At 67.9% G+C, this 17,940-nt stretch carries 15 protein-coding genes; 4 read left to right on the forward strand and 11 right to left on the reverse strand.

Going from position 1 to position 17,940, the window contains the following annotated elements:
- Positions 1 to 4: 4 nt before the first annotated feature.
- Complete coding sequence (gene dxr / locus B5X90_RS07190; RefSeq protein ID WP_079551412.1) at positions 5 to 1,189, reverse strand: 1-deoxy-D-xylulose-5-phosphate reductoisomerase; 1,185 nt, start codon at positions 1,187 to 1,189, stop codon at positions 5 to 7.
- Positions 1,190 to 1,354: 165 nt separating this feature from the next.
- Between dxr and B5X90_RS07195 the strand changes: the two genes are divergently transcribed.
- Positions 1,355 to 2,863 (forward strand): lipase maturation factor family protein, encoded by a 1,509-nt coding sequence (locus B5X90_RS07195; RefSeq protein WP_079551719.1) that lies wholly within the window; start codon positions 1,355 to 1,357, stop codon positions 2,861 to 2,863.
- Positions 2,864 to 2,977: 114 nt separating this feature from the next.
- Here the strand turns inward: B5X90_RS07195 and B5X90_RS07200 are convergent, their stop codons facing one another.
- Genes B5X90_RS07200 through B5X90_RS07210 form a run of 3 tightly spaced genes read right to left on the reverse strand, consistent with a single transcriptional unit; the run spans position 2,978 to position 6,091 of the window.
- A complete protein-coding gene (locus B5X90_RS07200) occupies positions 2,978 to 4,510 on the reverse strand; it encodes a tripartite tricarboxylate transporter permease (protein WP_079551414.1) in 1,533 nt (510 codons plus the stop codon).
- Positions 4,503 to 5,042 carry a tripartite tricarboxylate transporter TctB family protein gene (locus tag B5X90_RS07205; RefSeq protein WP_079551416.1) on the reverse strand — a complete coding sequence of 180 codons (540 nt, stop codon included), beginning with the start codon at positions 5,040 to 5,042 and terminating at the stop codon, positions 4,503 to 4,505. Before B5X90_RS07205 ends, B5X90_RS07200 begins: the two co-directional genes overlap by 8 nt.
- Positions 5,043 to 5,044: 2 nt before the next feature.
- Positions 5,045 to 6,091, reverse strand: a complete 1,047-nt coding sequence (locus B5X90_RS07210; protein WP_079551418.1) for a Bug family tripartite tricarboxylate transporter substrate binding protein — start codon at positions 6,089 to 6,091, stop codon at positions 5,045 to 5,047.
- 172 nt (positions 6,092 to 6,263) lie between these two features.
- Between B5X90_RS07210 and B5X90_RS07215 the strand changes: the two genes are divergently transcribed.
- Both B5X90_RS07215 and B5X90_RS07220 read left to right on the forward strand, forming a co-directional pair.
- Positions 6,264 to 7,844, forward strand: coding sequence for an ATP-binding protein (locus tag B5X90_RS07215; protein WP_079551420.1), 1,581 nt, complete (start codon positions 6,264 to 6,266; stop codon positions 7,842 to 7,844).
- A complete protein-coding gene (locus B5X90_RS07220; RefSeq protein ID WP_079551422.1) occupies positions 7,841 to 8,569 on the forward strand; it encodes a response regulator in 729 nt (242 codons plus the stop codon). Before B5X90_RS07215 ends, B5X90_RS07220 begins: the two co-directional genes overlap by 4 nt.
- 355 nt (positions 8,570 to 8,924) lie before the next feature.
- On the opposite strand, the gene B5X90_RS07225 is transcribed toward B5X90_RS07220, so the two are convergent.
- From B5X90_RS07225 to B5X90_RS07255, 7 genes are all read right to left on the reverse strand, one after another.
- Complete coding sequence (locus B5X90_RS07225) at positions 8,925 to 9,767, reverse strand: HpcH/HpaI aldolase/citrate lyase family protein (RefSeq protein ID WP_079551424.1); 843 nt, start codon at positions 9,765 to 9,767, stop codon at positions 8,925 to 8,927.
- The gene (locus B5X90_RS07230; protein ID WP_079551426.1) at positions 9,764 to 10,336 is read right to left on the reverse strand and encodes a MaoC family dehydratase; all 573 of its coding nucleotides are present in this window, start codon (positions 10,334 to 10,336) and stop codon (positions 9,764 to 9,766) included. Before B5X90_RS07230 ends, B5X90_RS07225 begins: the two co-directional genes overlap by 4 nt.
- Positions 10,333 to 11,094, reverse strand: coding sequence for a CoA transferase subunit B (locus B5X90_RS07235; RefSeq protein ID WP_079551428.1), 762 nt, complete (start codon positions 11,092 to 11,094; stop codon positions 10,333 to 10,335). The genes B5X90_RS07230 and B5X90_RS07235 overlap by 4 nt, the downstream gene beginning before the upstream one ends.
- A 2-nt stretch (positions 11,095 to 11,096) precedes the next feature.
- The gene (locus B5X90_RS07240) at positions 11,097 to 11,897 is read right to left on the reverse strand and encodes a CoA transferase subunit A (RefSeq protein ID WP_079551430.1); all 801 of its coding nucleotides are present in this window, start codon (positions 11,895 to 11,897) and stop codon (positions 11,097 to 11,099) included.
- 19 nt (positions 11,898 to 11,916) lie between these two features.
- Entirely contained in the window at positions 11,917 to 13,080 is a 1,164-nt protein-coding gene (locus tag B5X90_RS07245) for an acyl-CoA dehydrogenase family protein (RefSeq protein WP_079551432.1), read from the reverse strand.
- Positions 13,081 to 13,198: 118 nt separating this feature from the next.
- The gene (locus B5X90_RS07250; RefSeq protein ID WP_079551434.1) at positions 13,199 to 15,436 is read right to left on the reverse strand and encodes an acetyl/propionyl/methylcrotonyl-CoA carboxylase subunit alpha; all 2,238 of its coding nucleotides are present in this window, start codon (positions 15,434 to 15,436) and stop codon (positions 13,199 to 13,201) included.
- 7 nt (positions 15,437 to 15,443) lie between these two features.
- Positions 15,444 to 17,051: a carboxyl transferase domain-containing protein gene (locus B5X90_RS07255; protein ID WP_079551436.1), complete on the reverse strand. Its 1,608-nt coding sequence runs from the start codon at positions 17,049 to 17,051 to the stop codon at positions 15,444 to 15,446.
- A 159-nt stretch (positions 17,052 to 17,210) separates the two neighbouring features.
- On the opposite strand from B5X90_RS07255, the gene B5X90_RS07260 reads away from it, so the two are divergent.
- Positions 17,211 to 17,876, forward strand: a complete 666-nt coding sequence (locus B5X90_RS07260) for an SACE_7040 family transcriptional regulator (RefSeq protein ID WP_079551438.1) — start codon at positions 17,211 to 17,213, stop codon at positions 17,874 to 17,876.
- The last annotated feature ends 64 nt before the right edge of the window (positions 17,877 to 17,940 follow it).

Below are 17,940 nucleotides of genomic sequence, written 5' to 3' on the forward strand. Positions count from 1 at the left end.
CTTCCTAGACGCTTCTTACGGCTAAACGTTCGTGGGTGCGGGCGCGTGCCCATCTTTCAGCATCCAGTACGGACTCCACCGTCAGCCCGGAGGAGCCTGAGTGTTCGCTGAGGACGGCATCGATGGTGTCCACAATGTCGGTGAACCGGATCTGCCCGGCGTGGAAGGCCATCACGGCTTCCTCGTTCGCGGCATTGAACACAGCCGGGAAGGTGCTGCCCTGCATGGCGGCCGCCTTCGCGAGGTCGACGGCGGGGAACGCCACGGTGTCCAGCGGCTCGAACGTCCAGCTGGTGGCCTTGCTCCAGTCGCAGGCGCTGGCGGAACCGGGAACGCGGTCCGGCCAGCCGAGGCCGAGGGCAATGGGCAGGCGCATGTCCGGCGGCGAGGCCTGGGCGATCGTGGAGCCGTCGACGAACTGGACCATGGAATGCACCACGGACTGCGGGTGGACCACGACGTCGATCTTCTCCAGGGGGATGTCGAAGAGCAGGTGTGCCTCGATCACCTCCAGGCCCTTGTTGACCAGGCTGGCGGAGTTGGTGGTGACCATCAGGCCCATGTCCCACGTGGGGTGGGCGAGGGCGTCCTGCGGCGAGACGTCGTGCAGCTCGTCCCGGGTCTTGCCGCGGAAAGGCCCGCCCGATGCCGTCAGGATCAGCCGGTCCACTTCCGCGGCGGAGCCGGAGCGCAGGCACTGGGCAATGGCCGAGTGCTCCGAATCCACCGGCACGATCTGCCCTTCGCGGGCAGCGGCCTTGACCAGGGCACCGCCGACGATCAGGGACTCCTTGTTGGCCAGTGCCAGCGTGGCCCCGGAGGCGAGGGCCGCCAGGGTGGGGGCAAGCCCGATCGAACCGGTGATGCCGTTGAGGACGACGTCGGCGGTGATTTCCGCGACCCTGGTGGAGGCGTCGGGGCCGGTGATGAGTTCGGGGCTGTACCCGATGAGTCCTGCCGTGCGGGCGGCGTCGTCGATCATGCGCCGGAGGGCGGAGGCATCCCTGGAGGCGACACCGACAGCCTGGGCGCGGGTGTGGACGGCCTGCCGGGCCAGGAGTTCGAGGTTGCCGCCGCCGGCGCTGAGCGCGACGACCTCAAAAAGGTGCGGGGCGCCGTCGACGACGTCAATCGCCTGTGTGCCGATGGAACCGGTGGACCCGAGGAGGACGATTTTGCGCGGCTGCATGATTCAAGTATCCCGCACCGCGCCGGTGCGCCGCGTCCGCATCGAGGTGGCACTTCACGGCAGTAGCGGCGGGCAACACTGCCGTAAAGGGCTACCTCCACGCCGGCCTGGTCGAGCCGGCCCCCACTCGTTGACGCAGCAGGGCGGAGGCGTAACGTGGACAACGTGGAGTGGACCGCGTGGTTCGACGCGCCGGAGTACGAGTTCGCCCGGCAGGTGCTGCAGCGCAGCACCGCCACCCTGTATTTCGTGGCCTTCCTCTCCTCGCTCAACCAGTTTCCGGCCCTCCTCGGCGAGCGCGGCCTGTTGCCGGTGCCGGCGTATCTCGAGGGCTTCAACCGGCTGGGCCGGCCCAGCCTGTTCCGCTGGCGCTACTCAGACCGGCTGCTGCGGACGGTGTGCTGGAGCGGCATGGCCATTGCCGCCACGCTGGTTGCCGGGCTGCCGCAGCTCGGGCCGCCGTGGGTTCCGCTCATCGCGTTCCTGGCCCTGTGGCTGTTGTACATGTCGATCGTGAACGTGGGGCAGACGTTCTACGGTTTCGGCTGGGAGATGCTGCTGCTCGAGGCCGGGTTCACGGTGGCCTTCCTCGGCTCCGACCAGACTCCCCCGCCCCGGACCATCCTGATCCTGCTGGTCTGGCTGGTGTTCCGGCTGGAGTTCGGCGCCGGCCTGATCAAGATCCGGGGCGGCCAGGAATGGCGGGACCTGACGGCCCTGTACTACCACCACGAGACCCAGCCGATGCCGGGGCCGCTGAGCCGGCAGGCCCACCTGCTCCCCAAGGCCTGGCACCGGCTGGAGGTCCTGGGCAACCACTTCGCCCAACTGGTGGTGCCGTTCTTCCTCTTTGCCCCGCAGCCCCTGGCCAGCGCCGCCGCCGGAATCATCATCTTCACCCAGCTGTGGCTGGTGGCGAGCGGAAATTTCGCCTGGCTGAACTGGATGGCGATCATCCTGGCCTTCGCGGCGGTCAGCGATCCCCTGGCGCACGCCCTGATTCCGGCGATCCCGCTGGACTGGCACGCCGCGTCCGCGCCCGCAGGAACAGGAGCGGCGGTGGGCGCAGCCGGGGTGGGCAGCCAGGCCCCGGCTCCTTGGCTGGTGGTGGTCCTGGTGGCCACCGTGCTGCTGGTGGTGCTCAGCTACCGGCCCATCGAGAACCTCTTCTCCCACCACCAGTTGATGAACGCATCCTTCAACCGTTGGCAGCTGGTCAATACCTATGGCGCATTCGGCACCGTCACGAAGCGGCGGATCGAGATCGTGGTGGAGGGGACCCTCGACGAGGACCCCGGGGACGACGCTGACTGGCGGGAGTACGGGTTCAAGGGCAAGCCCGGTGACGTCCGGCGCATCCCGCGCCAGTACGCCCCGTACCATCTGCGGCTGGACTGGCTGATGTGGTTCCTGCCGCTGCGTACCGTGCACGAGGAGTGGTTCTACGCGTTCCTGGCCAAACTGCTGGCGGCGGACCGGCCCACGCTGCGGCTGCTGCGCCACGACCCGTTCGACGGCGGACGGCCGCACTGGATACGTGCCACCAGCTACCTCTACCATTTCTCCACCCGGGCCGAGTTCCGTGCGACGGGCCAGCGCTGGATCCGGACCCCGCTGTATGTCGCCATCCCGCCGTCGCGGCTCCCTGCTGCGCGCCCCACGTCGGGGGCGTGAGGCCCGGCGCGGCGCGGCCCTGGCCGGTTCGTTCTCGTGGGCCGTTTACCGCAAATGGCCGGGATGAGGGCAGCCATTCCGGCCATTTGCGGCAATTCGGTGGATCGCCCGCGCTTAGACGGACACGTCTTCCTTCACCGGCGCAGCCTCCAACGTTCCCTGGCGGCGGCGCAGCCACCACGAGGCGGCGAAGATCAGTGCCATGGAGACGTACACCACCAGGGCGAACGGCGAGGAGAACAGGGCCGTGGGGTCGTTTTGCGAGAGCTGCAGCGAACGCCGCAACTGCACCTCGAACATCGGTCCCAGGATCATCGCCACCACCATGGGCGCCACGGGATAGCCGTAGCGGCGCATGAAGTAGCCCAGGATGCCCACCACCAGCAGGATGCCGACGTCGCTCGGGGAGAAGTTCACCGAGAAGGCCCCGAGGGCGGCGAAGACCAGGATGCCGGCGTAGAGGTAGGGCCGCGGGATCTGCAGGATCTTCACCCACAGGCCCACCAGGGGCAGGTTCAGCACGAGCAGCATGAGGTTGCCGACGTACAGCGACGCGATCAGGGTCCAGACAAGCGCGCCCTGGTTTTCGAACAGGAGCGGCCCGGGCTGGATCTGGTAGCGCTGGAACGCCGTGAGCATCATGGCCGCCGTCGCCGTCGTCGGGATTCCGAGGGTCAGCAACGGCACCAGGACACCGGCGGCCGCGGCGTTGTTGGCCGCTTCCGGTCCGGCGACGCCTTCGATCGCGCCCTTGCCGAACTGGGCCTTGTTGGCACCCTTGGCCAGCTTCCGTTCGGCGGCGTAGGACAGGAACGTGGAGACGTCCGCGCCGCCCGCCGGGACAGTGCCGATCGGGAACCCGATGAAAGTTCCGCGCAGCCACGGCTTCCAGGACCGCTTCCAGTCCTCCTTGGACAGCCAGGCGTTCTTGCCCTTGCTGACCGGGATCAGCTCCACCGGGCCGTGCCGCAGCTTCGAAGCGACATAAAGCGCCTCGCCGAGGGCAAAGAGGCCCACGGCCACGAGGACCATGTCGACGCCGTCCACCAGGGTGGGGTTGTCGAACGTGAAGCGCTGCTGGGCAGTGCTGTCATCGATGCCGATCAGGCCGATGAACAGCCCGAGCGCCAGGGATGCCAGGCCGCGCAGGACGGAGGCGCCCAGCAGCGCACCGACGGTCAGGAAAGCCACCACCATGAGGGCCACGTAGTCCACGGGGCCGAGGCCGACGGCGAAGTCGGCCACGACCGGCGCCAGGAAGGTCAGCAGGACCGTGGCGATGGTGCCAGCGATGAAGGATCCGATCGCCGCCGTCGCCAGGGCTGCCGCGCCCCTGCCGGCCTTGGCCATCTTGTTTCCCTCAAGCGCCGTGACGATCGAGGAGGACTCGCCCGGCGTGTTCAGCAGGATGGAGGTGGTGGAACCGCCGTACATGCCGCCGTAGTAGATCCCGGCGAACACGATCAACGCGGCCGCGGGATCCAGGGCGTAGGTGATGGGCATGAGCAGGGCCACGGTCATGGCGGGGCCAATACCGGGCAGCACCCCGACGGCCGTGCCGACGAAGACACCGCCCAGCGCGTAGAGCAGGTAGACGGGCTGCAGCGCGGTGCTGAATCCCTCGAGCAGGAGCATGACGCTATCCATGGAAGAACGGCACCCCCTCGAGCAGCGGCCCTGGCGGCAGGGACACGCCGAGCAGGCCGCCGAAGACGTACTGCAGCACCAGCGCGAGGATCACGGACACGCCGATCGCCTTCCAGAGGGGTTTGGCGTCCAGGGACCAGGCGGCACCGCTGAAGAGCACGGCGGCGGCCACCGGCCAGCCGGCCGGCTCGATCAGGAAGATGTGCAGCACCACGAAACCCACCAGTTTGGCCAGGGCCACCCAGTCGGTCTTGGCGGTCACGTCCAGATCTTCGCTGTCCTCGGCCTGCCCGACTTTGCCCCGGAGGACCTGCAGGACCACCCCGGCGCCGCACAGCACCAGCAGGCCGCACACGATGTAGGGGAAGGCGCGCGGGCCGATGCCGGTCTCCGACGGCGGGATCGGAATGGATCCCGCCGTCGCCAGGCCCGCGACGCCCACGCTGACGAACACGAGGGCGAACAGGATCTCCCCGGTCGGCCGTTTGGCGGGCGCTGCGGCGGGAGCCGACTTTGATGCGAGGGCAGACACTGTTACTTGACCAGGCCGATCTGCGTCAGCGTGGTCTTGACCTTGGCGATGTCCTCGGTCAGGAAGGTCTTGAAGCCGTCACCGGCCAGGAACGCGTCGTCCCAGTTGTTCTTGGTCAGGGTGGACTTCCAGGCCTCGGACGCGTGCAGCTTGGTGACGACGTCGGTCAGCTTTGCGCGCTGGGCGTCGTCGATGGAGCCGGGGGCCACCACGCCGCGCCAGTTGGTCAGCACGACGTCGATCCCCTGGTCCTTGAGCGGCTTGATCCCAGGAAGGGCCGGGGCCTCGGCCTTTCCGGAGACGGCGAGCGCCCGGACCTTGCCGGCCTTGACCTGTTCGGCATACTCGCCCACGCCGGAGATGCCGGCCTGGACCTTGTTGCCGAGCAGCGCCGCGATGGACTCGCCGCCGCCGGAGTAGCCGATGTAGTTCAGCTTGTCCGCCTCCACGCCCTGGGATTTCAGGATCTGCCCGGCCAGGATGTGGTCCGCGCCCCCGGCCGAGCCACCCGTGATGGCCACGCCCTTGCCGTTGGCCTTGATGTCCGCGACGAGGTCGGCAACCGACTGGTACTTCGACGATGCCGGCACTACGAGAACCAGCGGCTCTTCGGTGAGCCGCGCGATCGGCGTGGTGTCTTCGAGCCGGGTCTTGGCGCCATTGGTCTCGACCGCACCCACCATGACGTAACCCATCACCATGAGGGTGTTGACGTCCTTCTCGGTGGCGAGCTTGGCGAGGCCGTTGGTCCCGCCGCCTCCGCCGATGTTGGTGACCTGGGCGGAGGAGACGAGCTTGTTGGTCTGCAGGTCCTGCTGCATGGCGCGTCCGGTCTGGTCCCAGCCGCCGCCGGGGTTGGCCGGGACGATGATGCTGAGCTTCTTGATGGGATCGGCGCCCGCGGGTGCGCCGGCAGCCGTGCCGGTTCCGCTTCCCGCGCAGGCGGACATGGCCAGGACGACTCCGGCGGCGCCGGCAATGAGGGCGGCGCGCCGGGTGTGGGTGGAACGCGTGAATGTGGGCCGCGTGAAAAAGTTCTGGGCAGTCATGGTTTCTCCTAGGGCGAATGTGATGCACATCATTGGAATCACGTCACTGACCCTAGGAGGGCCCGCCGAAGGGCAACAGCATTTGGCCGTAGAGGTAGTAGTGGTCATATTGGTCACGGGTCTGGCCGTCTTTTTGGCGGGCTGGCTGCGTTCCCAATGGGAAACTTGTGACATGTTTCACAGGATTCCCCTTCGGTTCCAGCTGGTCGCATTGCAGCTGGGCATCGTGCTGGCTGTGCTCACGGCGGTGGGGGCCGTGACCATCCGAATGCAGGAACAACAGCTCCGTGACGCCTACAAGGGCCGGCTGATCGGCGTCGCCGAAAGTGTTGCCCAGCTGCCCTCGGTCATCAACGCCTTCGGAACGCCATCGCCGGCCCAGACCATCCAGCCGATCGCGGAAGTCATCCGGCAGGCATCCAACGTCACCTATGTGGTCGTGACGGACCGGCACGGGGTCCGGCAGTCGCACCCCAATCCGGCGGAAATCGGCCGGCCGGTCTCCACCGATCCTTCCGTGCCGCTGTCCGGGGAGATCTACGTGGGTACCCAGACGGGCACGCTCGGTGAGTCCTGGCGGGTGAAGGTTCCCATCTTCGATGCGTCCGGCGCCGTGATCGGCTCCGCATCCGTGGGGGTGCTGGAGAGCACCCTGGCCGCCGACCTCCATGAGGACATGCCGCAGCTGTTCGGCTGGCTGCTCGGGGCGGCGCTGCTGAGTTCGCTGGGCGCGATGTATGTCTCGAAACTGGTGTGGCGGCGGATCTACAAACTCGAGCCCGAGGACATCGCTGCCCTGCTGGAAACGCGCGACGCCATGCTCCACGGCCTGGGTGAAGGCCTGGTGGCGGTGGACGCCGACGGCAGGGTCGCGCTGGTCAACGATGAGGCACGCCGCCTGCTCGCCCTGGCCGGGGACATCACCGGGTCCCCTGCCGCGGCAAGCCTGGAACCGGCGGTCCTCCGCTTGCTCTCGGCCGGGTCCGCCACGGAGGAACTGGTGCTCTCGGGTGAACGGATCCTGCTGGGCAAGGTCAATGCGGCCACCGTTGACGGCCGCGAGGTCGGCAAGGTACTGATCCTGCGCGACCGCACCGAACTCCACACCGTCCTGCGTGACCGCGACGGCGCCGTGGACGTGACGCAGGCACTCCGCGCCCAGGCGCACGAATTCGCCAACAAACTGCACGTCATCTCCGGGCTGCTGGAGCTCGGAAAGCAGGACAAAGCCATCGAATACCTGGGCCGCAGCCACAACGACGCCGTCTTCGCGAACCGCCCGCTGGCGGCCGGAATCACCGACCACGGGGTCCAGGCTCTGCTGATCGCCAAGTCCACAGTCTGCGCCGAGCGCGGCATCGAGATCATCGTCAGCCCGGATTCGCTGTGCTCGGTTGATGACTCGGGCGACGTCATCACGGTGCTGGGCAACCTGATCGACAACGCTGTGGACGCTGCGGGTTACGACAGCACTGTTGCCATCCGGCTGGGCGAGAGCGCCGACGGCGGGCGGACCATCGTGGTGGAGGACGACGGACCCGGCGTGCCGGTTCCTGAACGCGCTAAAGTGTTCGAGCCCGGCGTGACCAGCAAGGAGGCCGAGGGAATCAACAGCCGCGGCTTTGGGCTGGCCCTGGTCCAGCGGATTGCCCTCCGGCGCGGAGGCCGGGCCGCGGTATCCTCATCGGCGATGGGCGGAGCCTGCTTCTCGGTAGTGCTCAGGACAAAAGAGGCGGAACTACAGAACCAATGAGCGCCATACGCACCCTCATCATTGACGATGACGTAGCAGTGGCCGGGATCCATCACGGGTTCCTGCTGGCACGCGGCGGATTCGACGTCGTGGCAATGGCCCACACCGGGCAGCAGGGCCTCGATCTGGCCGCGGAGCTGGGCCCGGAGCTGGTGTTGCTGGACATCCATCTGCCGGACATGTCCGGTCTGGACGTCCTGCAGCGGTTGCGCGCGCGCCGGCGGCCGGTGGATGTCCTCGTGATCACCGCATCCAGGGAGCTTGACACGGTCCGCGGCGCGATGGCCGGCGGGGTGCTGCACTACCTGGTCAAGCCCTTCTCCTCGCAGGCATTGAACGAACGGCTCGACGAGTACGTCATGCTGCGGGACGACCTCGCCTCCGGCGCTTCCGGACCGCTTGACCAGGCGAGCATCGACCGCCTGGTGGCTCCCTCCCGCCGGTCTGCGGTGGAGGCAACCCCGGCGGGTCAGTCCGCCCAGCCGGAGCAGGCCGCCGTACGGCTGCCCAAGGGACTGTCGCGCCCCACCCTGGACGCGGTCATCGAGGCACTGAAGGCCAGTCCGGAGGACGTCTCCGCGGCCGGCCTGGCGCTGCAACTGGGCCTGTCCCGGGTCAGTGCCCGCCGCTACCTCGAGTACCTCGTGGTTCACGGCCATGCCCGGCTGACGCCCCGCTACGGAGCCGCGGGCCGGCCGGAGAACAGGTACCTCTGGCGCCGCTGAACATGTCCGGTTGTTGGAGGCAGCACTGAGCATGTCCCGTTCTTGAAGACAGCACTGAGCATGTCCCGTTCTTGAAGACAGCACTGAGCATGTCCCGTTCTTGAAGGCAGCCCGGGACACGTGGCACACATGCGAAGCACGGGCCTCGAATACTCGTCGAGGATTCAGCGCCACAGAACACCCATTTGACGCAGATGGCCGCAATAGGACCAGCCAATCCGGCCATCTGTGGCGAATCGACGAGCTTCACGCGGCAGAGCTTCACCCGGGCACGTGTCGGTGGGCACGTGTTGGTGGGCACACGTCGGTGGGCGCAAGCTGGTGGGCACGTTGTTGGTGGGCAGCTGGCCCTCGGTCAGGACCCGACGCGGCCCGCGCGGCGCAGTGTGGACGCGGCGTGCTTGAGGATGGGCCCGTCGACCATCTTGCCCTTGAACTGGAAGACGCCCGAGCCGGCCGCGGAGGCGGCATCGAGCAGCTCGGCGGCAGCCGAGACGTCGGCCTCGGAGGGTGCGTAGGCTTCGCGGACCACGGCCACCTGGTCCGGATGGATGCAGGCCTTGGACGAGAATCCGGACGCCACCGCGTCACGGGATTCGAGGGCCAGCCCGGCCAGATCCGGGATGTTGACGTAGACGGCGTCGATCGCGTCCTTGCCGAAGGCGCCGGCGGCCAGCAGCACGCTGGAACGGGCGTGCAGGGCGACGGCCCGGTAGCTGCCGTCCTCCGCCCGGCTGGAGGTTCCGCCGAGCGATGCCAGCAGGTCCTCCGCACCCCACATCAGGGCCACCACATTGGGCTCGGCGGCGATGGCGGCGGCGTTGAGGACACCGGCGGCCGTCTCGCAGAGGGCAATCACGCTGTAGCCCTCGAGTTCCCTCAGCTGGGCAGCGCTCTCGGCCTTGGCCAGCATGATGTGCCGGTATGGCGTGTGCTTGAGGCAGTGCAGGTCCTTCTCGAACTCGTCCGTGCCGGCCGGGTTGACCCGGACGATCGTGCGGGAGGGGTCCAGTTCCGGGACGTCGCCGGTGGCGCCGAGCTGGGCGAGGATGGCGCCGCGGGCCCGCTGCTTGTCGGCAGGGGCGACGGCGTCCTCGAGGTCCACGATCACGGTATCGGCGCGTTCCGCGGCTTTCTGGTACCGCTCGGGGCGGTCGGCGGGGCAGAACAGCAGGGCAGGGCCCATCAGGAAACTCATGTCTCTATTCTCCCCTTTTGCGCCGCTTCCAGCTCGGCAGCGGCGTGGGCCTCGCGTGTCCACATCAGGCAGCTGCGGGCGGCGAGCGCCACCACGTCCCCGTGCTGGTTCCGTCCGGTGTGCTGCATGGTCACGATGCCCTGCCCGGGGCGGGACGCGGACAGCCTCTTCCCGGTCACCACCGTCTCCGTGTACAGGGTGTCCCCGTGGTACAGCGGGTGCGGAAAGGACACATCCGTCAGGCCGAGCTGGGCGATGATGGTGCCCTGGGTCAGCTGCGGCACGGACTGGCCCACCACGGTGGCGAGGGTGAACATCGAATTCATCAGCCGCTGGCCGAAGGGCTGCCCGGCGCTCCAGGCCGCGTCGAGGTGCAGGGCCTGGGTGTTCATGGTCATGGTGGTGAACAGGACGTTATCCGTCTCCGTGACCGTCCGGCCCGGACGGTGGGCGTAGACCACGCCCTCATCCAGCTCATCGAAATAGAGGCCGCGCTGCTCGATCACCCGGGGGTTGCCGTTACTCGGGTGTGCGCCTGTGCCCGGTGGAGTCGTGCTTGCATCACTCATACGGTCAGTTCCTGGTCTTCCTCAAAGAGTTCGGCTCCGGTGGCCGCCACGACGTCCTCCACGGACACGTTCGGGGCCAGTTCCCGCAGCACCAGCCGGGACTTCCCGCCCTCGGTCACGACGTCGATCACGGCGAGGTCGGTGATGATCCGGTCCACGCAGCCCTTGCCGGTCAACGGCAGCGTGCAGCTTTCCACGATCTTCGGCTTGCCGTTCCGGTCCACGTGATCCATCATCACGATCACTTTCTTAGCCCCGAACACAAGGTCCATTGCGCCGCCCATGCCTTTGACCATCTTGCCCGGGATCATCCAGTTGGCGAGGTCGCCGTTGACGGCGACCTCCATGGCGCCGAGCACGGCCACGTCGACGTGGCCGCCCCGGATCATGCCGAAGGAGGCTGCGGAATCGAAGAACGCCGCGCCCTTGTTGACCGTGACGGTTTCCTTGCCGGCATTGATCAGGTCCGGATCGACTTCATCCTCGGCCGGGTACGGCCCGACGCCCAGGATCCCGTTCTCCGAATGCAGCACCACCTCGACGCCGGCCGGAATGTAGTTGGGGATCAGCGTCGGCATCCCGATGCCGAGGTTGACGTACTCGCCGTTGTGCAGCTCCTGCGCCACCCGGGCCGCGAGTTCGTTGCGGGTCCAGCCCTTGCCCTCAATACCGGCGGCGTGTTCGACGGCGGAGCGCCGGTATTCGTGGCGCACGGCCTCGGGGCGGGGCGGGGCCTCTGGGGCTTTGTTCGTTTCCACGGCTAGGCTCCTGCCTGCTCTGGCGACAGTTGTGGTGCGCCGGAGGCGCCGGTGGCCACGGCAACCGTCCGCTTCTCAATGCGTTTCTCGCCCTGCGGGGCGAGAACCACGCGCTGGACGAAGATCCCCGGGACGTGGACGTGCTCCGGGTCCAGCTCCCCCGGCTGCACGAGCTCCTCGACCTCGGCGATGGTGATCTTCCCTGCCATGGCGCACAGCGGGTTGAAGTTCATGGCTGTGGCGTGGAAGACGAGGTTGCCGTGGCGATCACCCTTCCAGGCGTGCACGAGGCCGAAGTCGGGCGTCAGCGATTCCTCCAGCACGTAGTCGGCGCCGTGGAAGCTGCGGACTTCCTTCGGGGCGGAGGCAATCGCGACGTTACCCTCGGCGTCGTACCTCTGCGGCAGGCCGCCGTCGGACACTTGGGTGCCGACGCCAGCCGGGGTGTAGAACGCCGGGATGCCCGCGCCGCCGGCGCGCAGCTTTTCGGCCAGCGTGCCCTGCGGAGTGAGGACCACCTCCAGTTCGCCGGAAAGGTACTGCCGGGCGAACTCCTTGTTCTCCCCCACGTAGGAGCTGATGGTGCGCCGGATCCGGCCGTCTTTGAGCAGGATCCCGAGGCCCCAGTCGTCGACGCCGCAGTTGTTGCTGACGGTTTCCAGGTCCGTGGCACCGCGCTCATGCAGGGCCTCGATCAGCGTCACAGGGATGCCGCACAGCCCGAACCCGCCGACGGCGAGGGAGGCGCCGTCGTGAATGTCCGCGACAGCCTCGGCTGCGCTGGCAACAACTTTGTTGATCATCGGTGATCCTTCCGGCCGGCTACAGTCCCAGTTCGCGGGCGATCAGCATCAGCTGGACCTCCGTGGTGCCCTCGCCGACTTCAAGGATCTTGGAGTCGCGGTAGTGGCGTGCCACGGTGAATTCGTTGATGAAGCCATAGCCGCCGAACACCTGGGTGGCGTCCCGCGCGTTGTCCATGGCTGCCTCGCCTGCGACCATCTTAGCGATGGCCGCCTGGGTCTTGAACGGCTTGCCGGCAAGCATCCGGGCGGCCGCGTCGTAGTAGGCCAGCCGGGCCGTGTGGGCGCGGGCTTCCATCCGGGCGATCTTGAACGCGATGGCCTGGTACTTGCCGATGTTCTGCCCGAACGCGCTGCGTTCCTTGGCGTATTTCACCGACTGGTCCACGCAGCCCTGGGCCGCACCGACGGCCAGTGCCGCGATCGCGATCCGGCCTTCGTCCAGGATGGAGAGGAAGTTGGCGTAGCCGCGGCCCTGGGTGCCGAGCAGGTTTTCCTCCGGGACGTGGACGTTGTTGAACGTCAGCGGGTGGGTGTCCGAGGCGTTCCAGCCGACCTTGTTGTATGCCTTTTCCGCGGTGAAGCCCGGGGTGTTGGTGGGCACCAGGATGGTGGAGATTTCCTTCTTGATGCTGCCGTCCGCACGCTCCTCCTGACCAGTCACCGCGGTGACGGTGATGAGCCTGGTGATGTCCGTGCCCGAGTTGGTGATGAATTCCTTGTTGCCGTTGATGACCCACTCGCCGCCGCCCAGTTTGGCCGTGGTCTTCGTGCCGCCGGCGTCGGAGCCGGCTTCCGGCTCGGTCAGGCCGAAGCCGGCGAGCGCCTTGCCGGAGGCCAGCAGCGGCAGCCATTCCTGCTTCTGGGCCTCGTTGCCGAAGCGGTGGATCGGCATCGCACCGAGCGAGACGCCGGCCTCGAGGGTGATCGCGACGGACTGGTCCACCCGGCCGAGCTGTTCCAGGGCCAGGGCCAGGGCGAAGTAGTCCCCGCCCATGCCGCCGAACTCCTCCGGGAACGGCAGGCCGAACAGGCCCATGTCCGCCATCTGGGAGACGACCTCGTAGGGGAAGCTGTGCTCTTCGTCGTGCTTGGCGGAGACCGGGGCCACCACTTCGTCGGCGAATTCGCGGACGGTGTCGCTAAGGATCTGGTAGTCCTCGCTGAGTTCAAAATCTGGCATGGGGTGACTCCTGTTTCTGAGGTACATCTGTGGTCTGTTGAAAAGTGTTGGTGCACTGGGTTGGCTGCGCCAGGGTTGGTCAGCCCGGGGTGGAGGCGGTGGGATCAGTACGGTTCGGTCATTCGGCCGCGCCCATCGCGATGACGGCTTCCTCGATCGTGTCCTCCGCTGCGTTCTCTGCCGAGGGCGGCCCGCCCGGCACTGCGGGGTGGATCGTCGCCACCACCTGGTCGGCCTTGACGAGGTCGCCGGAGCCGACGCTGATGTGGACGGTTCCGTCCAGGGGCGCCACGAGCTGGTGCTCCATCTTCATGGCTTCCACTGCGACAAGGACCTGGCCGGCCTCCACGGTGTCACCGTTGCTGACGGACACCGACACCACCGTCCCGGGCATCGGCGAGCGCACCGCCGGGTCGGCGGCGCCTTCCTCGCGTTCGATCGCGGCCAGCACCCGGGCCAGCCGGGCCTCCCGGGCGAGCACCTCGAGCCGGCAGGACCAACCCTCGTTGCCGAGGAACACTTCCGTTGGCATCGGGCTGCCGGGGCCAGGGGGGACGGGCCCGCGGTGGACCGGCACCAGCGCGTAACTGCGGGATTCGTCGCCCAGAGTGATCTCCGCGGCGCCTGGCTTGGCGGCCCGAAATGATGCCGGGCGTCGCGGACCGCCGTTGATTGCCACGGTCGCCGTCCCCCGCTCCAACGACCCGGATACCTGCACCGTGGCGATACCGCCGTCCGGGGTCCCCAGGCTGATCCGGAGCGGGGCAGCTGCACCGAGCCGCCACCCGTTACCGAGCTGCCAGGGACCTGTCCAGGCGTCCTGCGTTTCATGCTCGTGCATCGCAGCGGCGAAGACGGCAGCAGCGGCCACTTCGAAGTCGCCCGCATGCCGGAAGGAGAACTCTGGCATTTTCCGCTCGATCAGGCCGGTGTCGAGGCGGCCGGCGCGGACGTCGGCGTCGTTGATCAGCAGCCGCAGGTATTCAACGTTGGTGTCGATGCCCAGCGCGGTATACCCGGCGAGCGCCTCATCGAGGGTGTCCAAAGCCTCCGCGCGGTCCTCGCCCCACGCGATGACCTTGGAAATCATCGGGTCGTAGCTGCTGGAGATTTGGAGGCCCTCCAGCAGGGCCGAATCGACACGGACCTTGCCACTCGCGGTGTCCGGCAGTTCGTCCAGCAGCACGACCTGTCCGATGGAGGGCAGGAAGTTCTTCTCCGGCACCTCGGCGTAGACGCGTGCCTCCACCGAGTGGCCGGTCAGCACGACGTCGGCCTGGGTCACCGTGAGTTCCTCGCCGCCGGCGATGCGCACCTGCCATTCGACGAGGTCCACGCCGGTGACCATCTCGGTGACGGGGTGTTCGACCTGGAGGCGGGTGTTCATCTCCATGAAGAAGAACTCGTCCGGGGCGGCGTCCGAGACCAGGAATTCCACGGTCCCGGCCCCGGAGTAGTGGACGCTGCGCGCGGCCTGGCAGGCGGCCTCGCCGATCCGGGCGCGGATCTCCGCTCCGTCGGGCAGGGATTCCAGCAGCGGGGACGGTGCTTCCTCGATGACCTTCTGGTGGCGGCGCTGCAGCGAGCACTCGCGCTCCCCGAGGTGGATGACGTTGCCGTGGTTGTCCGCCAGGATCTGGACCTCGATGTGCCGCGGGGTGGTGACGAGCCGTTCCAGGAACAGGGTGTCGTCGCCGAACGCACTCGCGGCCACCCGGCGTGCGGTGGCCAGGGTGGCTTCCAGGTCCTCGGGGCGTTCGACGATGTGCATGCCCTTGCCGCCGCCGCCGGCGGAGGGCTTGATCAGCAGCGGGAAGCCGACGCCGGCCGCGGCCTCGATCAGCTGCGCATCGCTCATGCCGGGTTCGGCGATGCCCGGGACCACGGGGACGCCGTAGCCGGTGACGTGGTTTTTGGAGCGGATCTTGTCGCCCATGACATTGAGGGATTCGACGCCGGGGCCGATGAACGTGATCCCGGCGGCTTCGAGGGCGCGGGCGAAGTCGACGTTCTCGCTCAGGAAGCCGTAACCCGGGTGCACGGCCTCCGCGCCGGTGTCGCGGCAGGCCTGGATGATGGCCTCGATCTTGAGGTAGCTCTCGGTGGCGGCAGCCGGGCCGATCCGGACCGCTACGTCGGCTTCCCGCACATGCCGCGCGTCGGCGTCGGCGTCGGAATAGACGGCGACCGAACGGATGCCGAGGGCGCGCAGGGTCCGGATGACGCGGCAGGCGATCTCGCCGCGGTTGGCGACGAGCACGGTGCCGAACAACGGGGTGCCGGTTGTGGCGTTGGCTGGCGGGGTGGCCACGGACGGAGTGGCGGGCGAAGAAATGGTCGACGAAGAAAGATTCATGGCTGGCTCACATCCGGAACAGGCCGAAGGAGGTCTCCGGCAGCGGGGTGCGGGAGACGACGTCGAGCGCCAGTCCCAGGACGGTGCGGGTGTCCGCGGGGTCGATCACGCCGTCGTCCCAGAGGCGGGCGGTGGAGTAATAGGGACTGCCCTGGTCCTCGTACTGGGCCTTGATGGGGGCCTTGAAGGCTTCCTCGTCCGCGGCGGACCATTCCTCGCCGCGGGCCTCGTACTGGTCCCGCTTCACGGTCGCGAGCACGCTGGAGGCCTGGTTGCCGCCCATCACGGAGATCCGCGACGCCGGCCACATCCAGAGGAAGCGCGGCGAGTAGGCCCGCCCGCACATCGAGTAGTTCCCGGCGCCGAAGGACCCGCCGATCACGACGGTCAGCTTGGGAACGCGGGCGGTGGCGACGGCGGTGACCATCTTGGCGCCGTTCTTGGCGATGCCGCCCTGTTCATAGTCCTTGCCGACCATGAAGCCGGAGAGGTTCTGCAGGAAGATCAGCGGGATGCCGCGCTGGTCGCACAGTTCGATGAAGTGCGCTCCCTTGAGGGAAGACTCACTGAACAGCACGCCGTTGTTCGCCACGATGCCCACCGGGTGGCCGTGCAGCTTCGCGAAGCCCGTGACCAGGGTGGTGCCGTAGTTCTTCTTGAACTCGTGGAACCGGCTGCCATCGACCAGCCGGGCAATGACCTCGCGCACGTCGTACTGGGCGTTGACGTCCGTGGGCACGGCACCGTAGAGCTCGTCCGGGTCGGCAACGGGCTCGACTACGGTGTCCACGTCCCAGACGGGCGCGGACGGTTTCGGCAGGGTGGAGACGATGTCCCGGACGATCTGGAGGGCATGCTCATCGTTCTCGGCCAGGTGGTCCGTGACCCCGGAGATCTTCGAGTGCACGTCGCCGCCGCCGAGTTCCTCCGCCGTGACGATCTCGCCGATCGCGGCCTTCACCAGCGGCGGGCCGCCCAGGAAGATGGTGCCCTGGTTGCGGACAATCACGGTCTCGTCGCTCATCGCCGGAACGTACGCGCCGCCGGCGGTGCAGGAGCCCATCACGGAGGCGATCTGCGGGATCTTCGCCGCGGACATCTTCGCCTGGTTGAAGAAGATCCGGCCGAAGTGTTCCTTGTCCGGGAAGACCTCGTCCTGCTTGGGCAGGAACGCCCCGCCGGAGTCCACGAGGTAGATGCAGGGCAGCCGGTTCTCGAGCGCAATTTCCTGCGCGCGGAGGTGCTTCTTCACCGTCATCGGATAGTAGGTGCCGCCCTTGACGGTGGCGTCGTTGGAAATGACCAGCACCTGTCGGCCGTGCACCAGCCCAATGCCGGCAATGACGCCGGCACCGGGCGAGTCGCCGTCGTACATGCCGTCCGCGGCCAGCGGGGCGATCTCCAGGAAGGGGCTGCCGTCGTCCAGCAGCTGGTCTATGCGCTCCCGCGGCAGGAGCTTGCCGCGCGCGACGTGGCGTTCCCGGGACTTCGCCGGCCCGCCCAGCGCGGCGGTGGCGAGCCGTTCCCTCAGCTCGCCGGCCAGCCCCAGTTGGGCCTCCCGGTTCGCGGCGTAGGCGGCGCTCGTCGCATCCACCCGGCTGGCGATTGTCTCCATTGACTGCTTCCATTCCCTGACCTGCGCGGACTTGCGCGCCGGAGCGGCAACTCAAGCCGCCCGACTATTTCGGTTAGTACCGCATAACTGAGATTTAGGTTAGTCTCTATTAACTGTGATGTCCAACACAGGGATCATTCTGCAACGAGGGGTGCGCCGGTGACCGAGCCCAGCCAGACTGCCCAGCTTCCGTCAGCCCAGGCAGCCTCAACGCAGGCAGTCTCAACCCAGCGCAGCCAGGCCAAGGCGAACAGGCGGCAGGCCCTCCTGTCCGCCGCCGCTGCGCTTTTTGCCCTGGAGGGCTTCAACCGCGTTTCCCTGGAGGATCTCGGGGCGGCGGCCGGCGTCAGCGGTCCGGCGGTCTACCGTCACTTCGCCGGCAAGCAGGCCGTCCTCGGCGCCCTGCTGCTCAGCGTCAGCCAGGACCTGCTCGACGGCGGCCGCAAGGTGGTGGCCGATGCCGACGGCGATCTGGCGGCATTGGGCGGGCTGGTGGCCTTCCACGTCGACTTTGCCCTGAGCAACCCGGACGTCATCCGGGTCCAGGACCAGGACTTCAGCAACCTCGCCGGCGAGGACCAGGCCGAGGTCCGCACGCTTCAGCGCAACTACGTTGAACTCTGGGTGGACGTGCTGGCCGGACTGCACGAGGGCACGGAGGCCGCCGAACTGCGGATGCGCGCGCACGCCACGTTCGGCCTGATCAACTCGACCCCGCACTCGGTGCGCAGCCACGGGCGCCGCATCGGCGTCCGCCGCGCAAGGCCGCTGCTCGAAAGCATGGCGCTGGCCGCGCTCCTGGCACCGGCCACCCTGCCGGAGTAGTTCGGCTAAGCAACTCCCCCACCCCCGGCGCCCTCCCGCGTCCGCGTGTCCACGGCTCACCCCA

The organism is Arthrobacter sp. 49Tsu3.1M3 (genome assembly GCF_900168135.1).
Lineage (GTDB): Bacteria > Actinomycetota > Actinomycetes > Actinomycetales > Micrococcaceae > Arthrobacter.